This is a genomic window from Candidatus Margulisiibacteriota bacterium, assembly GCA_041650855.1.
In the GTDB taxonomy this organism is placed as follows: domain Bacteria; phylum Margulisbacteria; class WOR-1; order O2-12-FULL-45-9; family XYB2-FULL-48-7; genus JALOPZ01.
In genome coordinates this window covers 50,646-67,857 of record JBAZKJ010000001.1, presented here as the reverse complement: position 1 = coordinate 67,857, position 17,212 = coordinate 50,646, and the positions used below count along the sequence as shown (strand labels likewise).

Genomic DNA, 17,212 nt, shown 5'->3' with positions numbered 1-17,212 from the left:
GGCGCCGGATTTCAGTTATAATGTAAGCATGAGCGAGTTTGAACTGGTCGCAAATTTCGCCCCGCTGGGGGACCAGCCAAAAGCGATCGAGCAGCTGGCCGCCGGCCTTAAAGCGGGTGACCGTTACCAGACGCTGCTCGGGATCACCGGTTCGGGCAAGACCTTTACCATGGCCAACGTGATCCAGGCTGTGCAGCGGCCGACGCTGATCATTTCGCCGAACAAAACGCTCGCCGCCCAGCTTTGCCAGGAGTTCCGGTCGTTCTTTCCTAAGAACGCGGTCGAATATTTCGTCAGCTACTACGATTACTACCAGCCGGAAGCGTACGTCCCCCAGACCGATACATATATAGAGAAGGATTCCTCGATCAACGACGAGCTGGACCGGCTGCGCCACGAAGCGACGGCCTCGCTGCTCTCCCGCCGCGACGTGATCGTCGTCGCTTCGGTCTCGTGCATTTACAACCTGGGGACCCCCAAAGATTACCTGAAGGCGGCGCTGGTGTTCCAGCCCGGCGATCCGGTCGACCGGGAAGAATTGATCAAACAGCTGGTCGGGATCAAGTACGAGCGGAACGATTTTGAGGTGAAGCGGGGGCGGTTCCGGGTCCGCGGCGACATTATCGAGGTCCTGCCTGCCTATGAAAAGAACCTGCTCCGGATCGAGCTGGACGGCGACCGGATCGGCCGGCTCACCACGCTCGAGCCGGTGACCAGCCGGAAGCTGGAGGCGCTGGAGCGGGCGATCGTTTTCCCCGGCACGCATTACGTCACCGTGGAGGACAAGATCGAGGGGGCGCTGCAGGCGATCAAACGCGATCTGGACGAACAACTAGCCGCGCTGCGCGGCCAGAACAAGCTGGTCGAAGCGCAGCGGCTGGAACAGCGGACCAAGTATGACCTGGAAATGATCAAGGAGATGGGCTACTGTTCGGGGATCGAGAATTACTCCCGCTACTTCGACGGCCGCCGGCCGGGCGATTCGCCCTCGACCCTGATCGATTATTTCCCCGACGATTTCCTGGTCTTTATCGACGAATCGCACGTTACCGTGCCGCAGCTCCACGCCATGTACAACGGCGACCGGGCGCGGAAGGGGACGCTGATCGATTTCGGCTTCCGCCTGCCGTCGGCGCTCGACAACCGGCCGCTTAAGTTCGCGGAGTTCGCGGCCAAGGTCAAACAGGCCGTTTTTGTTTCCGCCACGCCGTCCAAATATGAGCGGGAGATCTCCGGCCGGCTGGTCGAGCAGATCATCCGCCCGACCGGCCTGATCGATCCGGCGACCGAGGTCCGGCCGGCGGCGGGGCAGGTCGAGGACCTCTTGCAGGAGATCAAGGTCCGGGTCGCCAGGACGGAGCGGGTGCTGGTCACCACGCTGACCAAGCGGATGGCGGAGGACCTGTCCGAATACCTCAACGAGGCGGGGATCAAGGTCCGCTATCTCCACTCCGACGTTGAGACGCTCGACCGGATCGAGATCCTGCGCGGCTTGCGGAAAGGGGAGTTCGACGTGCTGGTCGGCATCAATCTGCTGCGCGAGGGCCTGGACCTGCCGGAAGTTTCGCTGGTCGCGATCCTCGACGCCGATAAGGAAGGTTTTCTGCGCGGCGAGACCTCGCTGATCCAGACGATCGGCCGGGCGGCGCGCAACGCCAACGGCACCGTCCTGCTTTACGCGGAAAAAATGACCGATTCGATGAAGAGGGCGCTGGCCGAGACCAACCGCCGGCGGAAGATCCAGATCGAGTTCAATGAGAAAAATAACATTACGCCGCGGACGATCGTCAAGGAGATCGCCGACATCTCCGACCGGGTCCGGGAGAGCAAGCTGTCGGAGGTCAAGCGGATCAAGGAGTTCATTCCGGCCAACGAGATACCGGACTTGATCAAGGCGTTGGAAGGCGAGATGGCGATGGCGGCAACCGAGCTTAATTTTGAGCAGGCCGCCGAGATCCGCGACCGGATCAAGGAGCTGAAGAAGGCGTTCGGTCTGAAATAAGGGCGAGGTGCAGTTCGGGATTAACGCCGGCCAAACCGGCCATGATCTGTTCACGGTCCTGTTCGTGCCGTTCGATGGCCTTCCGGGCGATCTTCAGGCTTTCCCCGACGTAACCGAAGGCTGGCCGCCAACCCCGCGGCTTCGACGAACTGGCCGTGACCTCATAAGTGTCGATGTTGACCTCATGAAAATGTTCGAAGCGGTAGCCTTTCAGATATTCGTCTTTGGGCAGATGCCGCAGTAATTGCACCACGGTTTCCGGGTCAGCGTCCGGACTCATGGCGGCCGCTCCCTTTTCCGGCCAGAGCAGGCGCTCCCGGGTCTGCACGTAGCGCTCGCGCAGGTGTGCGATGTTATGCAGGGGCCGGGTCCATCTGGTCGCGGCGAAAAGCCCGGTGACCGTGCCGGCCGCCGCGCTTAAGATCACCAGGGTCGTCGCCAGATACTTGGCCAGTGGTTCGTGGGGATTTGGCTCGCTCAGCATGTAGCCGGCACCGCAGCCAAAGAGCAGGCCGAGCACGCTGAACAAGGTAGTCCGGGAAGACGGCCATTGCGGTTCCAGCCCGCCAAAGAGCGCGGTCGCTAAAAGCGAGCGCCGCCGGAGCTGTTGCCGCAGCAGAGGCGTTTTTTCGTCCAGCAAGTAGAGCTCCCCATCCGCCTGCCCAAGGAGGCGGCGGGTTACGCTTAAACTGTGATCGGTCAAAAGATTAAGCATTTCTTTGATCTGCAAAGATCCCAGCCCTGGCGCGAGATCGATCTCCTGTACCCCGGCTTTTGCCAGCGCGCGCGCGTAATGCTCCGAGCGGTGCAGGACGATCTGTTTCTGAGGGGTTTGCAGCGACAGGTGTTCCGGCGAGACGATGATCCGGGCATGATTATCCAGGTTGAAGCCGAACAGGGTGGTCGCGACGGTCTTGGCGCCGCGGGTCGGGGTTATTCTGTTGAATAACAGGCCGAGCCGGCCGATCGTTCTTTGTTTCAGGCTGATCGTTACTTTCGCGATCATCTTATTCCCGCTCCAGGATGTTTTTGCATGCCTCTTTTATATCGAGGCCTTTTTAGGCTAATTTCACTTGGTGTGTAAATAAGATATGTTGTAAACATGGTTGGGACCGTCCGGCGAACGAGCGCAGCGGCGATCGGTCGATCCCGCTTTTTTAGCGCCCGGCAATATGCTAAAATCATCCTATCTGGAGGTGTCCCGATGACCGAACTTGGTAAATTAATGACGGCGATGGTGACGCCGTTCAAAAAAGACCTCTCCGTCGATTACGAGCAGGCCGCCCGCCTGGCCAATTACCTGGCCGATAACGGTTCGGAAGCTCTGGTCGTTCACGGCACGACCGGCGAATCGCCGACCCTGACGCACGAAGAGGAGTACGAGCTCTACCGGGTAGTGAAGAAAGCGGTCGGCAACCGGGTCAAAGTGATCGCCGGGACCGGTTCCAATTCGACCGCCACTTCCCTTAAATCGACCAAAGAAGCCGAAAAGATCGGCGTGGACGGCGTGATGATCGTCGTGCCGTATTACAATAAGCCGTCGCAAGAAGGGATGTACCAGCACTTCAAAGCGGTGGCGCAGAGTACTAAGCTGCCGATCATTATCTACAACATCCCCGGCCGCTGCGTGGTCAACATGCTGCCCGAGACCGTCGCGCGCCTGGCCGCGGACTGTCCGAACATCAGCGGTTTGAAGGACGCCGCCGGCAGCGTCGAGCAGACAAAAAAGACGATTGCCCTGGTCCCGCCGGGCTTCACGATCTGGTCGGGAGACGATTCCTTGGCCCTGCCGATGATGAAGGTCGGGGCGGTGGGGGTCATCTCGGTCGCCTCGCATATCGCTGGCAAAGAGATCGCGCAGATGATCGCCGCCTACCACGCCGGCGACCGGAAAAAAGCCGAGGTCTTGCATGACCGGCTAATGCCGCTCTTTAACGTCCTGTTCATCACGGCCAACCCGACGCCGGTCAAAGCGGCGCTGGGGATGATCGGCCTGCCGGTCGGCATTCCGCGGCTGCCGTTGATCGAAGCGACCGCGGCCGAGAAAGAGCAGATCCAAAAGGTGTTAAAGGACCTCGGGCTTGTCTAAATTATTTTGGAAACCGGCGACTGAACGTCGCGGTTTTCGCCTTTTCTTCTCCTGTTTCCTTGTTGTCCTGTCAGCGACTGCTACTTTTGCTTATTCCTTTGTTGTCTTCGGGGATAATCAGGGCAATTACCGGGTCCTGAACGACCTTTTGGCCAAAGTTAAACAAGAAAAAGGTTTGAACTTTATCGTGCACACCGGCGATGCCGTTCCCTACGGGGAAGACTCCCATTACCAAAAATACCGCAAGATCATGGCGCAATTGCCGGTCCCTTATTACCAGGTGATGGGGAACCACGACGGGGTGCGGGGCGGTTGGCGGCGTTTTGCCAAATACTACGGCGCCTTTTATTATTCGTTCGATTATCAGGGCGACCGTTTTGTTTTTTTGAACAACGCTTTTAAGGAGAGCTTTGACCAGGCGCAGTTCAACTGGCTGAAACGGGAACTGGCCCGGACCGGCGCCCGCCATATCTTTGTCTTCATGCACAAGCCGGCGTTCGATCCGTCGGAGATCTACCGGGACCACGTGATGTCGGGCCGGGCGGTGACCGAAGAGCTGGTCCGGCTGTTCGCCAAATACAAAGTGGCCAGGGTCTTTGCCGGCCACGTCCACGGGTACGCCAAAACGGAGCGCGACGGCGTGGTTTATTCCATCTCCGGCGGCGGGGGCGCTCAGCTCCACCTGCCGCCCGAACTGGGCGGGTTTTACCATTATCTCCGGATCGACGTGAACGGCGACCGGATCGATGATAAAATAAGGCGGGTCTATGAATAAACCGGCCAAGGCAAAGAGCAAACGCGATAATCAGGCGATCACCGAACGGAACCGGCTGGCGCTGGCCCATTTGCTTTTGGCCGGCGACCGGCTCTTTACCCGTTTGCCCGACGACGAAAAGGCGACCCTGCTCAAAGAGGTCATGCGGATTGGGGACGAAGCGGCCGACTGGGCGAAAGCCGAGTACGGGACCGACGACCCGCGCAAGATCGCCGTGAAAATGGGCCTGAAGGTCTTCGGCGAGGAGCACCGGAAGCTGAAGCGGAGCGAATACCGCCGCGAGCAGAAAGAGATCGTCATCTCCCGCAAGTTCCACGAAAAGCTGCTCCGCGAGGTGGAGTCCCGGGAGCTGTCAGACCGTTTGCTGAAGCTGGTCGTCGCCCATGAGCTGTTCCACCACCTGGAAGTCGAGCGGCTCGGCGACGTTTCCCGGCGGTTCAAATTCAAGCTCTGGCAGCTGGGGCCGATCGTCATCGAGCGGCGGATCAAGGGCTTGAGCGACGTTGCCGCCCAGTCCTTTACCCAGCGGCTGCTCGGCCTGGAGCTGACGCCCCCGGTCTTCGATTACCTGCTCTCGATCAATTTACGGCCGCACCAAAATTTGTTATAATTAGCCTAATGCCAGCCGACCTCCACATGCACAGCAACCTGTCCGATGGCAGCGATTCTCCCGAAGAACTGGTCAGGCTGGCTCAGGCGGCCGGGTTAACGGCGATCGCGCTGACCGACCACGATATCGTCGACGGGATCGGGCGGGCCCAAACGGAGGCGCAAGCCCAAGGCCAAAACGTGGAAGTGATCCCGGGGATCGAGTTCACGACCGAGAACAAGCAGTGCGAGGCCCACATCCTCGGCTATTTTATCGATCCGGACAACGCGGAACTGGCCGCCGCCCTGGCGCAGATCCAGGAGGGGCGGGTCAAGCGGATCTATAAGATCGCCAAGAAACTGCGGGCTTTGAAAGTCGAAGTTGAGCCGGAGGAAATACTGGCCGCGTCCGGCGGCAAAGCGCCGGGCAGGCCGCATGTCGCGAAAGTCCTGGTCAAGCGCGGCTACGTCTCGACGATCAAGGAAGCGTTCAACCGCTACATTGATTCGCGGGGGCCGGCTTACGTGCCGCATTACAAGTTGGCGCCGGCGGCAGCGGTCGGCCTGATCAAGCGGAGCGGCGGGATACCGGTCTTTGCCCATCCGGTGATCACCAATTGCGACGAGCTGATCGTTGAGCTGATCGGCGCCGGCCTGCGCGGGATCGAGGCGATCTATCCGGGGTATTCTCCGGACCAGATCGAGCGTTACCGGGCGCTGGCGCTTAAACACGGGCTGCTGATCACCGGCGGTTCGGATTATCACGGGGCGAATTTCGCCCGGGAGCAGAAGCTCGGCGAGCTGCCGGTCCCGGACGAAGTAGTGGAGAAATTAAAAGATGAACACGCACGCGGAAATTAACCTGACGGCGATCAAACATAATATCGCGCAGATCAAAGGGCTGCTCCAACCCGGCACCCGGTTCATGGCGGTGGTCAAAGCGAACGCTTACGGCCACGGCGCGGCCGCGGTCGCCCGTTCGGCGGTGGAAGCGGGGGCCGATTACCTGGGCGTGGCGAACCTGAAAGAGGCGCTGGAGCTGCGCGAGGCGGGTATCCTGGCCCCGGTCCTGATCCTGACCGAATCGCCGACCTCGGTCGCCGACGAGATCGTGCAGCACGACCTCACCCAGACGATCTACTCGTTCACCGAAGCCAAAGCGCTGTCGGACGAAGCGCAAAAACGGGGAAAAACCGTCCGGGTCCACGTCAAGATCGATACCGGGATGGGGCGGGTCGGCGTCCTGCCGTCGGAAGCGATCGCCTTTGTCACCAAGGTCGCTTCGCTCCCCGCGCTCGCCGTGGAAGGTTTATTCACCCACTTCGCCAAGGCCGAGGACCCGGAAGACCATTTTACCGTCGACCAGTTCAGCCGGTTCCAGCAGATCGCCGCGCGCCTGCCGCAGATCCCGCTCAAACACACGGCCAACTCGGCGGCGGCGCTTTTCCATAAAGATACCCACCTGGACATGGTCCGCTGCGGCCTGATGATCTACGGGTTATACCCGCAGGGGAACTCGCGCCGGCTGATCAACCTCCAACCGGCCCTCTCTTTCAAGACGCGCGTCACCTACCTGAAAAAAGTGCCGACCGGCACGCCGCTCTCTTACGGCAGCACCTTTGTGACGCCGGCGGAAACGACGATCGCCACGATCCCGGTCGGCTACGCCGACGGTTTCAGCCGCCGCCTCTCCAACAAGGGGTCGGTCCTGATCCGCGGCAAGCGCTATCCCGTGGTCGGACGGGTCTCCATGGACCTGACGCTGGTCAACGTCGGCGCCGGCCGGGTGGAGATGGGGGACGAGGTCGTCTTGATCGGCGAACAGAACGGGCAGGGGATCTCGGCCGACGAGATCGCCGCGCTGGAAGACACCATTTCATACGAGGTCGTGTGCAGCATCGGCAAGCGGGTGCCGCGGGTGTACAAATGAGCTACGTTTCCCTCTACCGCAAATGGCGGTCGCAAAACTTTGCCGAGATCGTCGGCCAGCCGGTGATCGTGCAGACGCTGCAGAACGCGATCAAGCTGGACCGGATCGCCCACGCCTACCTGTTCGCCGGCCCGCGCGGGACCGGCAAGACCTCCACCGCGCGGATCTTCGCCAAGGCGCTGAACTGCAAAAAGGGGCCGACGCCGACCCCGTGCGGCGAATGCGAGAACTGCGCCAAGATCAAGAGCGGGCAGGCGGCCGACGTGATCGAGATCGACGCCGCCAGCAACCGCGGGATCGACGAGATCCGGGAGCTGCGCGAGCGGGTCCGCTACGCGCCGCTGGAAGGCCGCTACAAGGTCTACATCATCGACGAGGTCCACATGCTGACGCCGGAGGCGTTCAACGCGCTGCTCAAGACGCTGGAAGAGCCGCCGGCGCATACCCTGTTCATCCTGGCGACCACCGAGCTGCAGAAAGTGCCGCTGACGATCGCCTCGCGCTGCCAGCGGCTCGACTTCGGCCGGATCAAGATGCCGGAGATCGTCGCCCAGCTTAAGAAGATCGCGCAGAGCGAAAAGTTCCAGATCGAGGACCAGGCGCTGGAGCTGATCGCCCGCTCGGCCGAAGGGGCGATGCGCGACGCGATCTCGCTGCTCGACCAGCTGGTCTCTTTTTCGGGCGACAAGATCACCTACGACGACGTGGTGACCCTGCTCGGCACGGCGGACGAGGCGCTGCTGTTCGGCTTTGCCGACGCGGTGGCGGCGAACGACCCGGCCGCAGTGCTCGACCTGGTCCGCCGCGGGATGGAAGAAGGCCGCTCGATGCAGCAGGTAACGCGCGAGCTGGTCTTCCATTTCCGCAATCTCATGCACGTCAAGGCCGGCGCCGGCGACGCGCTGGAGCTGACCGCCGACCAACGGCAGCGGCTGGCCGAACAAGCCCAAAAGTTCTCGGCGGAACGGGTCAAAGAGGTGCTGCGCGCGCTCTCCCGCGCCGAGCTCGACATGAAGTGGCATCCTTACGGGCGGCTGGTGCTGGAAGTAGCGCTGCTGGAGCTGCTCGGTGAGCGGCCTGTGGTAGCGGAAGTGAAGCGCGTTGCAGAGTCCAACGAAACGCGCGTTGCAACCGCAACCGAACAACGATCCCCAACAGACGGATCGCTGGCCTCGATCAAGGAGCATTGGGAGTCTATCTTAGAAAACATGCGCAAGAAAAGCATCTACGGTTTCGTTTCCCTCCATGAAGGAGAGCCGATCGAACTGGCGGCGAGCGGCAAGCTGGTGATCGGTTTCCGCAAAGGCTATTCCTTCCACAAGGAGCGGCTCGAAGAGCAAAAGAACAAGCAAGCGCTGGAAGACTCGATCCGGGAAGTGGTGGGACACAAGATCCCGGTCGAGTGTATAATTAGTGATCGGCCGAAAACGCCGACCCTGTCGGTCAAATCGGTCGCCGAGTTCTTTGACGGAAAGGTGGTCTAGCGATGGCAAAAAAATATAACGTCTGCGTTTTGGGCGCGACCGGGATGGTCGGCAAAGAGATGATGAAGGTCCTGGAACAGCGGAATTTCCCGGTCAATAAGTTCCTGCCGCTTGCCTCCGAACGGACGGCCGGGAGCAAAGTGACTTTCCAGGGGCGGGAATATACCGTGGAACTGGCCGAGCCGGGCTCGTTCGAGGGGATGGAGATCGGCCTGTTCTCCGCCGGCGCCAAGCCGTCGGCCGCGCTGGCCCCGGAGGCGGCCAAACGGGGCTGCATCGTGATCGACAACACCAGCCATTTCCGGCTGGACCCCAGCGTGCCGCTGATCGTGCCGGAAGTGAACGGCCACGCCATTAAGCAGCACAAGGGGATCATCGCCAACCCGAACTGCTCAACCGCCCAGATGGTTTTGCCGCTCAAGCCGATCTACGACGCCGTCGGGATCGAACGCCTGGTCATTTCGACCTACCAGGCGACCTCGGGGTGGGGGAAAGAGGCGATCGCGGAGATGTACGAGCAGACCAGGCTCGTGCTGGACGACCCGAACGCCAAAGTGCCGGTCAAGTACCTGCCAAAACGGATCGCCTTCAACGTGATCCCGCAGATCGACGCGTTCACCGATAACGGCTACACCAAGGAAGAACTGAAGATGGTCAACGAAACGCGGAAGATCCTGGAGGATGAGTCCATCAAGATCACGGCGACCACCGTGCGGGTGCCGGTCGCGATCGGCCACAGCGAGTCCGTGAACATCCAGACCAAAAAGAAGATCACCGCGCAGCAGGTCCGCGAGCTTATCGGCAAGTTCCCGACCGTTACCGTAGTGGACGACCCTAAGAACGGCGGCTATCCGACTCCGATCGATTGCGTCGGCAAAGACGACACCTTCGTCGGCCGGATCCGCGAGGATATCTCCATCCCGAACGGGATCGAAATGTGGATCGTGGCCGATAATCTGCGCCGGGGTGCCGCGCTCAACGCGGTGCTGATCGCCGAGCGGATGATCGCGGACGGACTTATTTAGGCAGGACCTGTTCTAGCCAGCTGCTTTTTTTCCAGATCTGCAGATGATCGCCGCACCCGACCACGGCCAGCTCCTCGTTCTTTTGCAAGCCGACTAGCTCCATGACCGACTCGGGTATCCGGTAGCGGCCGTGCTGGTAGTCCTTTGGCTCAAAAGTGAAAGCGGTGATCGATTCCAAGGCCGGTGAAGCGAGACGGGCGACGTTCTCACGCCACTGAGCATCCTCGAAACCGACGATGATCCGCTCCGTTTCCTGCATCACGGTCATTACCAGGCGGTTCTGACCGATCATCCGCTGAAAGGCGGCCGGCAGCACAAAGCGGTTCTTGTGATCGAGCTTGGCAAAATGGAAGCCGTTAAATTTTATCGGCGGCTTGCCGACCTGTCTGATCGCGTTCATGGCCGCGGAAACGCCCAAGATGTTCATACCATAATGTCGGCTGATAGCTCAATAAATTTCAGTCCGGATTTGCTATAATCAAACCATGGACCACCAGGCGCAGATCGATTATTACGAGGACCTCTTGGCGAAGCACGGCGACAGCCCTCAGGCCCTCGACTGGAACTCGCGGGAAAGCCAGCGGCTCCGCTACCATGTCTTGAAAGAGCTTTTCGTTTACGGCAAAAAAGGGTCCGGGGTCTCGGTCCTGGACGTCGGCTGCGGGTTTGGCGACCTCTTCGGCTTTTTTAAAGCGGAAGGATTGCTGAACCGGCATAAAATCAGCTATACAGGCTACGATATTTCGCCTAAAATACTGGATGTAGGCAGGAAAAAGTACCCGGACGCCCGGTTCGCGCTCAAAGACATCCTGGCCGACCGGCAGGTGCCGCAGTTCGATTACGTTTTCTGTTCGGGCGCGCTGAACATCCGGACGGCCGGGCGGGAAGAGCATCTGGAGTTCGTCAAGGAGATGATCTTCCGGATGTACGACCTGGCCAAGCACGGGGCGGCGCTCAATTTTCTGGGAGAAGGGATGATGCCGATCGCCGACCCGGGCGACCTGAATTCCGGGCGCTATTTCTTTTTCAGCCCGGAGCTGATCCTGAGCTATGTCCGGTTCGTGTGCGGCCGTTACGTTTTGCGGCACGATTACCATGCCGGCGACTTTACGGTCTATATGTTGAAATAACGAAATGGAAAACAAAAAACTCGATATCGTGAAGTTCCAGATGAACCCGCTCCGGCGGCTGATCGTGCCGGGCTTGCTGCTCCTGGCGATCGTGATCGTCGGCATCAGCGGGTACATGGTGCTGGAAGGGTGGAATTTCCTCGACGCGCTCTACATGATCGTCATTACGCTCTCGACGGTCGGTTTCCGCGAAGTACACGAGCTCAACGCGGCCGGGCGGATCTTAACGATGGTGATCATCATCACCGGGGTCAGCACCGCGCTGTACGCCGCCGGCCAGATCATCGAAATTATCCTGGAAGGGCAGATCATCGGTTACAGGAGGAAAAAGAAAATGGAGAACATGATCAGGGAGATGAAGGACCATTTTATAATCTGCGGCTTCGGCCGGGTAGGGCACCAGATCGCCCAAGAGCTGAGCGACGCGCGCGTTCCCTGCGTCGTGATCGACACCAAGGCGGAAGTCGCGCTGGAACTGGAGCCGCAAGGCATTCCCCACCTGCTCGGCGACATCACCTCGGACGCGATCCTCAAGGAAGCCGGGATCATGCAGGCCAAGGGGCTGATCGCTTCGGCCGATTCCGACACCGCCAACGTCTTTGTGACGCTTTCCGCCCGCGTCCTGAACCCTGATCTGTATATTATTGCCCGGGCCGGGTATCCCGACGCGGAAGAAAAATTGAAGAAAGCGGGAGCGAACCGGGTGATCTCGCCTTACCTGACGGCCGGCAAACATATTGCCGATATCGCCATCAAGCACCGGCGGGACGGCATAAAATGAGCGGGCAGGAGCCGGCGTTCCGCGCGGCCGCGGTCGCCCGGGTGGCCGAGGAGCTGGCGCTGGCGGCCAGGACGGCTCCGAAAGGGCGCGGCTTGGACCTGCTGGAGGTACTGGTCCTGACCGGTGCCGATATTGCCAAGCTGTCGGCCCAGATGCAGGCGATCGGCGAGCGGGAGAAACACCAGACCTTCCTGCGCGACAGTGAGAACATCAAAGGCGCCCAAGCGATACTGCTGATCGGGACGAAGCAGAAAGTCGTCGGGCTGCGCTATTGCTCATTCTGCGGTTACCCCTCGTGCGACGAAGCGGAGCGGGCCGGCGCGGTTTGCGCTTTAAATTCCGTCGACCTGGGGATCGCGGTCGGTTCGGCGGTCTCGGTCGCGGCCGACCACCGGATCGATAACCGGGTGATGTACACCGTCGGTAAAGCGGCGGTCGAAATGAAACTGCTCGGTCCCGAAGTCGCCATCGCCTTGGGAATACCGCTGTCCGTTTCGAGCAAGAACCCATTTTTTGACAGGAAGTGAAATATGTTTGACGATATCAAAGTAATATTTGAAAAAGACCCGGCGGCCAGGAACCTTGAGGTCCTGCTTTACCAGGGGCTGTGGGCGATCTGGGTCCACCGGCTAACCCATCTCCTTTACCGCTGGCACATCCCGTTCTTTCCCCGTTTGATCTCGCAGATCATGCGGCTCTTGACCCAGATCGAGATCCACCCCGGCGCGACCATCGGCCGGCGCTTTTTTATCGACCACGGCAACGGCACGGTGATCGGCGAGACGACGGTCATCGGCAACGACGTGATGATCTACCAGGGGGTTTCCCTGGCCGGGACCGGCAAGGAAAAGGGGAAAAGGCATCCGACGATCGGCAACAACGTAGTGATCGGCGCGGGGGCGATCGTGCTGGGGAACATCAAGGTCGGCGACAATGCCCGGATCGGCGCCGGCGCCGTGGTGACCAAGGAAGTGCCGCCCGATACGACCGTGGTCGGCAACCCGGCCTGGATCCTGAAGCAGGAAGGGCGGCGGCTCGATCCGCTGGAGCACGGCGCATTGCCGGACCCGGTCCACCGGGCGCTTGACGAACTGAACACCCGCCTCAAGGCACTGGAAGAAAAGCTGAAGTAAATGGCGCTTAAGGTCTACAATACTCTCACCCGCCGGAAAGAGGAGTTCCAGCCGCTGCAGCCTCCCGCGGTCGGCATGTACGTCTGCGGCATTACCCCCTACGACGAGACGCATCTTGGCCACGCCCGGGCGTACGTGACATTCGATGTCATTAAGCGCTATCTGGAATACTCCGGGTATCAGGTCAAACATATCCAGAATATCACCGATATCGATGACAAGATCATCGCGAAGGCGAAGGAGCAGGGGGTAGGGGTTAGCGAGATCGCGGGGAAATATACCGCTTCGTTCTACGAAGTGATGGACCGACTGAACGTGCGGCGGGCGACGGAGTACCCGAAAGCGACGGAGAATATCGACGGCATGATCAAATGGATCGCCGGCCTGATGGAAAAGGGCTACGCTTACCAGTTGGACGACGGCGTTTACTTTGAAGTCGATAAATTCGAGGCTTACGGGAAATTGTCTGGTAAGAAAAAAGAAGATCAGGAATCGGGCGCCCGGGTCGAGGTTAAAGGGGCGAAGAAGAATCCCTTGGACTTCGCGTTATGGAAAAAAGCCAAACCGGGCGAGCCGTCTTGGCCGAGCCCGTGGGGAGAGGGTCGTCCCGGCTGGCACATCGAATGTTCGGTGATGTCGACCAAATATCTCGGCGAGCAGTTCGACATCCACGGCGGCGGACTCGATCTCGAATTCCCGCACCACGAGAACGAGACGGCGCAGACCGAAGCGCTGACCGGCAAGTCCCCCTGGGTCAAATACTGGCTCCACAACGGTTTTGTCAACGTCAACAAGCAGAAGATGAGCAAGTCGCTCGGCAACTTTTTCACGCTCAAGGACATCTTCAAGAAATACGACCCGATGGTCATCCGCTTTTTCCTGCTGATGACCCACTACCGGAGCCCGATCAATTACTCCAACGCCGAGATCGACAGCGTTAAAGAAGGCTTTGAGCGGATCCGCGGTTTTATCCAAAACCTGGACTTCCTGGCGGCGAATACCCAGGAAGAGGCGCCGGAGATCGAGCTGGAAGACCTGGACGAAGAGTTAATGCCTTACCGGGAAAAGTTTAAGGCGGCGATGGATGATGATTTTAACACTGCCGGGGCGTTGGCCGCCGTGTTCGACCTGATCAAGTTCTGCCGCAAGGCCCTGGATGAAGGGGAAGCGGAAAAAGAGTGTCTGGCGTTGATGAAAACTTCGGTCGTCGAGCTGTGTGACATCCTTGGCTTAGTTGTGGCGCCCTTGGCCATTAGCGGCGGAGAGAAAGCCGTAGATATCAAAAACCTGGTGGCGGAGCGCGAGACGGCCCGCAAGCAGAAGAACTACCAGCGGGCCGACGAGATCAGGCAGCAGCTGACGGAGCTGGGGATCGAGATCGAAGACACGCCGTACGGGACCAAATGGCGAACACGAACCTGATCCAGCTCCTCTCTTATGCCGCCCTGATGGCGTCGTCGATCTTTATCCCGCTCCTGGCCGAAAGTTTCGGCGCCGGACCGGGGACGGTCGGCCTGATCGTCGGCGCCTATAACGGTTTATTCCTCTGCTCTTCTTACCTGTTCGGCGTGTTGGCCGATAAATACGGCGGCCGGCTGATCCTGCGCGCCGGGCTGCTCTTTTGCGCGGCGGTCTTTGCCGCCCAGGTCCTGGCCCACGATATCGTTTCGCTCTTTTACCTCCGTGCGCTGGCCGGGGCGGGGGCGGGCGTTTTTCCGGCGGCGCTGGCGGTCTACGCTTATTCCGAACAGCGGGGGAAAATGGGGAAGTTTCAGGGATTCGGCTCGCTCGGCTGGGCGCTCGGCTCGATCGTGGCCGGTTTGCTTGCTGCGACCAGCGTGATCTTTGCGCTAAGCGCGGTCTGTTTCGCGGCCGCTTTTTGCGCTTCCCTTCAGCTGGAGAGCGAATATCCGCCGCCGCGGCCGGTCAAACTGGTGCCGTGGCGCTTGTTTTGGCGGAACAGCCGGGTCTATGTCCCGTATTTTTTCCGGGCGCTCGGGGCGCAATCGATCTGGGCGGTCTTTCCGCTGTATTTGGTCATGACCGGGGCCGACAAGCTCTGGGTCGGCATCGCTTATTTCGTCAACACCTTTTCCCAGTTCCTGATCATGGGGCGGATCGAGCGGTTCCATAACCTTTTCCTGGTCAATATCGGCCTGCTCTGCACGGTGATGACGTTCGCCGGCTACGCGCTTTTTCCCTACCTGCCGGTCGTCCTCTTTTTACAAGTATTACTGGCGCTCTCTTTTTCCACTTTGCAGGTCGGGTCATTGCAGGAGCTGATGACCCGGAACCAGGCCGAGCAATCGGTCGCCGTCGGCCTGCTTAATTCGATCATTAACTTTACCGCGGTGGTCGGCCCGTTCCTGGCCGGCTGGATCACCCAGGATTTCGGCTTTGCCAGTTTGATGTGGGCGGGGGCCGGGTTGGCGTTTCTCGGTTTAGTTACTTTCACTTCCGTGTTAGAATAAAGCTATGCTGGACCCAAAATACATCCGCAGCAAGGTCGATGACGTGATGGCCGGGCTGTGCAACCGCGGTTTCGACATCACGGTGATCGAAAGCTGGCTGCAGAGCGATGAAGAGTGGCGCAAGCTCACCACCCACATTGAAGAGCTCAAAGCCAAACAAAACGCCGCCTCGGCCAAGATCGCCGAGCTGAAGAAGAACAAGCAGGATGCCGCGCCGCTCCTCGCCGAAATGAAAACGCTCTCGGCCAGCATTAAGGACCGGCAGGAGGAGCAGTCCCGGTTCGAGAACGAACTGAACAATATCCTGCTTAATATCCCCAACGTGCCGCAGAAGAGCGTGCCGATCGGCAAATCGAGCAAAGATAACCCGGTCGTCCGCGAGTGGGGCGAGCGGACGAAGTTCGCCTTTAAGCCGCTTGCCCATGACGAGGTCGGCAAGAAGCTCGGCTGGCTCGATTTTGACCGGGCCGGCAAGATCTCCGGCTCCCGCTTTGTCGTCTATAAAGGGGAGGGGGCGGCCCTGGAGCGCGCTTTGATCAGTTTGATGCTCGATCTGCACACCAAAGAACACGGTTACACCGAGGTTTTGACCCCGGTGCTGGTCACGCCCGAAGCGATGAAAGGGACAGGGCAGCTCCCCAAGTTCGAGGAAGAGATGTTCAAGTGCCGGGATGATGAACTGTATTTGATCCCGACCGCCGAAGTTTCGGTGACTAACCTATACAGCCAGGAGATACTGCCGCCGGGGACGCTGCCGATCAGGCATTGCTGCTGGACCCCGTGTTTCCGGCGCGAAGCCGGCTCGTACGGCAAGGACGTTAAGGGGCTTATCCGCCAGCACCAGTTCAATAAGGTCGAACTGGTCAAGTTCGTCGAGCCGGAGAAGTCCAGCGCTGAACTGGAAAGCTTGACCCATGACGCCGAAATGGTCCTGCAAAAGCTTAATCTCCCTTACCGGGTCGTCCAGCTTTGCACCGGCGACCTCGGTTTTTCCTCGGCGAAAACCTATGATATCGAGGTCTGGTTCCCGAGCGAGAACGCCTACCGGGAGATCTCGTCGTGCTCGAACTTCGAGTCGTTCCAGGCGAGGAGGGCGGGGATCCGTTACCGGCAGGAGAAAGACGCCAAACCGGAGTTCGTCCACACTTTAAACGGCTCCGGCCTGGCCGTGGGACGCTGTTTGGCCGCTATCTTAGAGAATTGCCAGCAAGCTGACGGGACGGTCAATATCCCGGAAGCGTTAAAGCGTTACCTCTAGAACTTATAGCCGACCGTCGCCGTCAGGCCGAACGCCGTGCTGTAACCGAGCCCGGCGCTCATTTTATTGTTGATCTCCTTGCCGACCGTCAGGCCGATCCCGGCGTGCGCTCCCTTGGCGGTGTCGCCCGCCAGACCGGGGATATTGCGCACGGCGGAAGAGTAGTTGGCGTAATCGAGCGAAAGGCCGACGTTGAACCCGCCGACTTGTTTGACCGCTTCAAGCTGGGCGGCCATGACGTTAAATTTATTGCCCAGGCCGTAACCGACATAAAGGCCGGTGGTGACCGGTCCGGTCGGCAGGTAGTAACCGAGCTCCGCGACGCCGGCGCCGCCCATCAGGCCGCCTTTGGCCGCGAAACCGCGATTGCCGGCGGCCGCCGGAACGGTGACCGGGGCTTTCAACGGGGCGGGAGTCAGGACTTTTTTGACCGGAGCCGGTTTCTTGGCCGGCACTTTCTTTTTGACCGGAGCGGCCAGCGAAACGGACGCGAGCAGCAGCACTAGGACCAGGGAGAGAATGAGCGCTTTTTTCATTTGTTTTCCT

Annotated in this window: 18 protein-coding genes; 15 read left to right on the top strand and 3 right to left on the bottom strand. The window is 59.9% G+C overall.

From position 1 onward, the window contains the following. The first annotated feature begins 28 nt into the window (after positions 1–28). On the top strand, positions 29–2,002 hold the full coding sequence (gene uvrB, locus WC529_00385) for an excinuclease ABC subunit UvrB (GenBank protein MFA5112736.1): 1,974 nt from the start codon (positions 29–31) through the stop codon (positions 2,000–2,002). On the opposite strand, the gene WC529_00380 is transcribed toward uvrB, so the two are convergent. Next, a complete protein-coding gene (locus WC529_00380) occupies positions 1,968–3,008 on the bottom strand; it encodes a hypothetical protein (protein MFA5112735.1) in 1,041 nt (346 codons plus the stop codon). The genes uvrB and WC529_00380 overlap by 35 nt on opposite strands. 198 nt (positions 3,009–3,206) lie before the next feature. Here WC529_00380 and dapA point away from each other — a divergent pair, with 198 nt between their 5' ends. From dapA to WC529_00345, 7 genes are read left to right on the top strand one after another with little or no spacing between them, the layout of a single operon-like run. Further along, positions 3,207–4,091, top strand: a complete 885-nt coding sequence (gene dapA, locus WC529_00375; protein ID MFA5112734.1) for a 4-hydroxy-tetrahydrodipicolinate synthase — start codon at positions 3,207–3,209, stop codon at positions 4,089–4,091. Continuing rightward, positions 4,084–4,866: a metallophosphoesterase gene (locus tag WC529_00370; GenBank protein MFA5112733.1), complete on the top strand. Its 783-nt coding sequence runs from the start codon at positions 4,084–4,086 to the stop codon at positions 4,864–4,866. The genes dapA and WC529_00370 overlap by 8 nt, the downstream gene beginning before the upstream one ends. Continuing rightward, a complete protein-coding gene (locus WC529_00365; GenBank protein MFA5112732.1) occupies positions 4,859–5,476 on the top strand; it encodes a hypothetical protein in 618 nt (205 codons plus the stop codon). The genes WC529_00370 and WC529_00365 overlap by 8 nt, the downstream gene beginning before the upstream one ends. 8 nt (positions 5,477–5,484) lie before the next feature. Then, positions 5,485–6,315: a PHP domain-containing protein gene (locus WC529_00360; GenBank protein ID MFA5112731.1), complete on the top strand. Its 831-nt coding sequence runs from the start codon at positions 5,485–5,487 to the stop codon at positions 6,313–6,315. Continuing rightward, positions 6,293–7,384 carry an alanine racemase gene (gene alr / locus WC529_00355; protein ID MFA5112730.1) on the top strand — a complete coding sequence of 364 codons (1,092 nt, stop codon included), beginning with the start codon at positions 6,293–6,295 and terminating at the stop codon, positions 7,382–7,384. The genes WC529_00360 and alr overlap by 23 nt, the downstream gene beginning before the upstream one ends. After that, positions 7,381–8,868, top strand: coding sequence for a DNA polymerase III subunit gamma/tau (dnaX, locus tag WC529_00350; GenBank protein ID MFA5112729.1), 1,488 nt, complete (start codon positions 7,381–7,383; stop codon positions 8,866–8,868). The genes alr and dnaX overlap by 4 nt, the downstream gene beginning before the upstream one ends. 2 nt (positions 8,869–8,870) lie before the next feature. Next, a complete protein-coding gene (locus WC529_00345; protein MFA5112728.1) occupies positions 8,871–9,893 on the top strand; it encodes an aspartate-semialdehyde dehydrogenase in 1,023 nt (340 codons plus the stop codon). Here the strand turns inward: WC529_00345 and WC529_00340 are convergent. Next, entirely contained in the window at positions 9,886–10,320 is a 435-nt protein-coding gene (locus tag WC529_00340) for a hypothetical protein (GenBank protein ID MFA5112727.1), read from the bottom strand. The two genes, WC529_00345 and WC529_00340, sit on opposite strands and share 8 nt — an antisense overlap. Positions 10,321–10,378: 58 nt before the next feature. Between WC529_00340 and WC529_00335 the strand changes: the two genes are divergently transcribed. From WC529_00335 to serS, 7 genes are read left to right on the top strand one after another with little or no spacing between them, the layout of a single operon-like run. After that, complete coding sequence (locus WC529_00335) at positions 10,379–11,023, top strand: class I SAM-dependent methyltransferase (protein MFA5112726.1); 645 nt, start codon at positions 10,379–10,381, stop codon at positions 11,021–11,023. 4 nt (positions 11,024–11,027) lie between these two features. After that, a complete protein-coding gene (locus tag WC529_00330) occupies positions 11,028–11,804 on the top strand; it encodes a potassium channel family protein (protein MFA5112725.1) in 777 nt (258 codons plus the stop codon). Next, positions 11,801–12,331 carry a DUF2148 domain-containing protein gene (locus WC529_00325; protein ID MFA5112724.1) on the top strand — a complete coding sequence of 177 codons (531 nt, stop codon included), beginning with the start codon at positions 11,801–11,803 and terminating at the stop codon, positions 12,329–12,331. Before WC529_00330 ends, WC529_00325 begins: the two co-directional genes overlap by 4 nt. A 3-nt stretch (positions 12,332–12,334) precedes the next feature. After that, positions 12,335–12,937 (top strand): serine O-acetyltransferase, encoded by a 603-nt coding sequence (gene cysE, locus WC529_00320; GenBank protein ID MFA5112723.1) that lies wholly within the window; start codon positions 12,335–12,337, stop codon positions 12,935–12,937. Then, positions 12,938–14,359: a cysteine--tRNA ligase gene (gene cysS, locus WC529_00315; GenBank protein MFA5112722.1), complete on the top strand. Its 1,422-nt coding sequence runs from the start codon at positions 12,938–12,940 to the stop codon at positions 14,357–14,359. After that, on the top strand, positions 14,341–15,408 hold the full coding sequence (locus WC529_00310) for an MFS transporter (GenBank protein MFA5112721.1): 1,068 nt from the start codon (positions 14,341–14,343) through the stop codon (positions 15,406–15,408). Before cysS ends, WC529_00310 begins: the two co-directional genes overlap by 19 nt. 4 nt (positions 15,409–15,412) lie before the next feature. Further along, positions 15,413–16,666 (top strand): serine--tRNA ligase, encoded by a 1,254-nt coding sequence (gene serS, locus WC529_00305; GenBank protein MFA5112720.1) that lies wholly within the window; start codon positions 15,413–15,415, stop codon positions 16,664–16,666. Here the strand turns inward: serS and WC529_00300 are convergent. Continuing rightward, on the bottom strand, positions 16,663–17,202 hold the full coding sequence (locus WC529_00300) for a hypothetical protein (protein MFA5112719.1): 540 nt from the start codon (positions 17,200–17,202) through the stop codon (positions 16,663–16,665). The two genes, serS and WC529_00300, sit on opposite strands and share 4 nt — an antisense overlap. Positions 17,203–17,212: the final 10 nt, after the last annotated feature.

Bases quoted from the DNA above. Each gene is read 5' to 3' on its own strand.
- uvrB (MFA5112736.1), top strand. From the start codon at position 29: ATGAGCGAGTTTGAACTGGTCGCAAATTTCGCCCCGCTGGGGGACCAG.
- WC529_00380 (MFA5112735.1), bottom strand. From the start codon at position 3,008: ATGATCGCGAAAGTAACGATCAGCCTGAAACAAAGAACGATCGGCCGG.
- dapA (MFA5112734.1), top strand. From the start codon at position 3,207: ATGACCGAACTTGGTAAATTAATGACGGCGATGGTGACGCCGTTCAAA.
- WC529_00365 (MFA5112732.1), top strand. From the start codon at position 4,859: ATGAATAAACCGGCCAAGGCAAAGAGCAAACGCGATAATCAGGCGATC.
- WC529_00360 (MFA5112731.1), top strand. From the start codon at position 5,485: ATGCCAGCCGACCTCCACATGCACAGCAACCTGTCCGATGGCAGCGAT.
- alr (MFA5112730.1), top strand. From the start codon at position 6,293: ATGAACACGCACGCGGAAATTAACCTGACGGCGATCAAACATAATATC.
- dnaX (MFA5112729.1), top strand. From the start codon at position 7,381: ATGAGCTACGTTTCCCTCTACCGCAAATGGCGGTCGCAAAACTTTGCC.
- WC529_00345 (MFA5112728.1), top strand. From the start codon at position 8,871: ATGGCAAAAAAATATAACGTCTGCGTTTTGGGCGCGACCGGGATGGTC.
- WC529_00340 (MFA5112727.1), bottom strand. From the start codon at position 10,320: ATGAACATCTTGGGCGTTTCCGCGGCCATGAACGCGATCAGACAGGTC.
- WC529_00335 (MFA5112726.1), top strand. From the start codon at position 10,379: ATGGACCACCAGGCGCAGATCGATTATTACGAGGACCTCTTGGCGAAG.
- WC529_00330 (MFA5112725.1), top strand. From the start codon at position 11,028: ATGGAAAACAAAAAACTCGATATCGTGAAGTTCCAGATGAACCCGCTC.
- WC529_00325 (MFA5112724.1), top strand. From the start codon at position 11,801: ATGAGCGGGCAGGAGCCGGCGTTCCGCGCGGCCGCGGTCGCCCGGGTG.
- cysE (MFA5112723.1), top strand. From the start codon at position 12,335: ATGTTTGACGATATCAAAGTAATATTTGAAAAAGACCCGGCGGCCAGG.
- cysS (MFA5112722.1), top strand. From the start codon at position 12,938: ATGGCGCTTAAGGTCTACAATACTCTCACCCGCCGGAAAGAGGAGTTC.
- WC529_00310 (MFA5112721.1), top strand. From the start codon at position 14,341: ATGGCGAACACGAACCTGATCCAGCTCCTCTCTTATGCCGCCCTGATG.
- serS (MFA5112720.1), top strand. From the start codon at position 15,413: ATGCTGGACCCAAAATACATCCGCAGCAAGGTCGATGACGTGATGGCC.
- WC529_00300 (MFA5112719.1), bottom strand. From the start codon at position 17,202: ATGAAAAAAGCGCTCATTCTCTCCCTGGTCCTAGTGCTGCTGCTCGCG.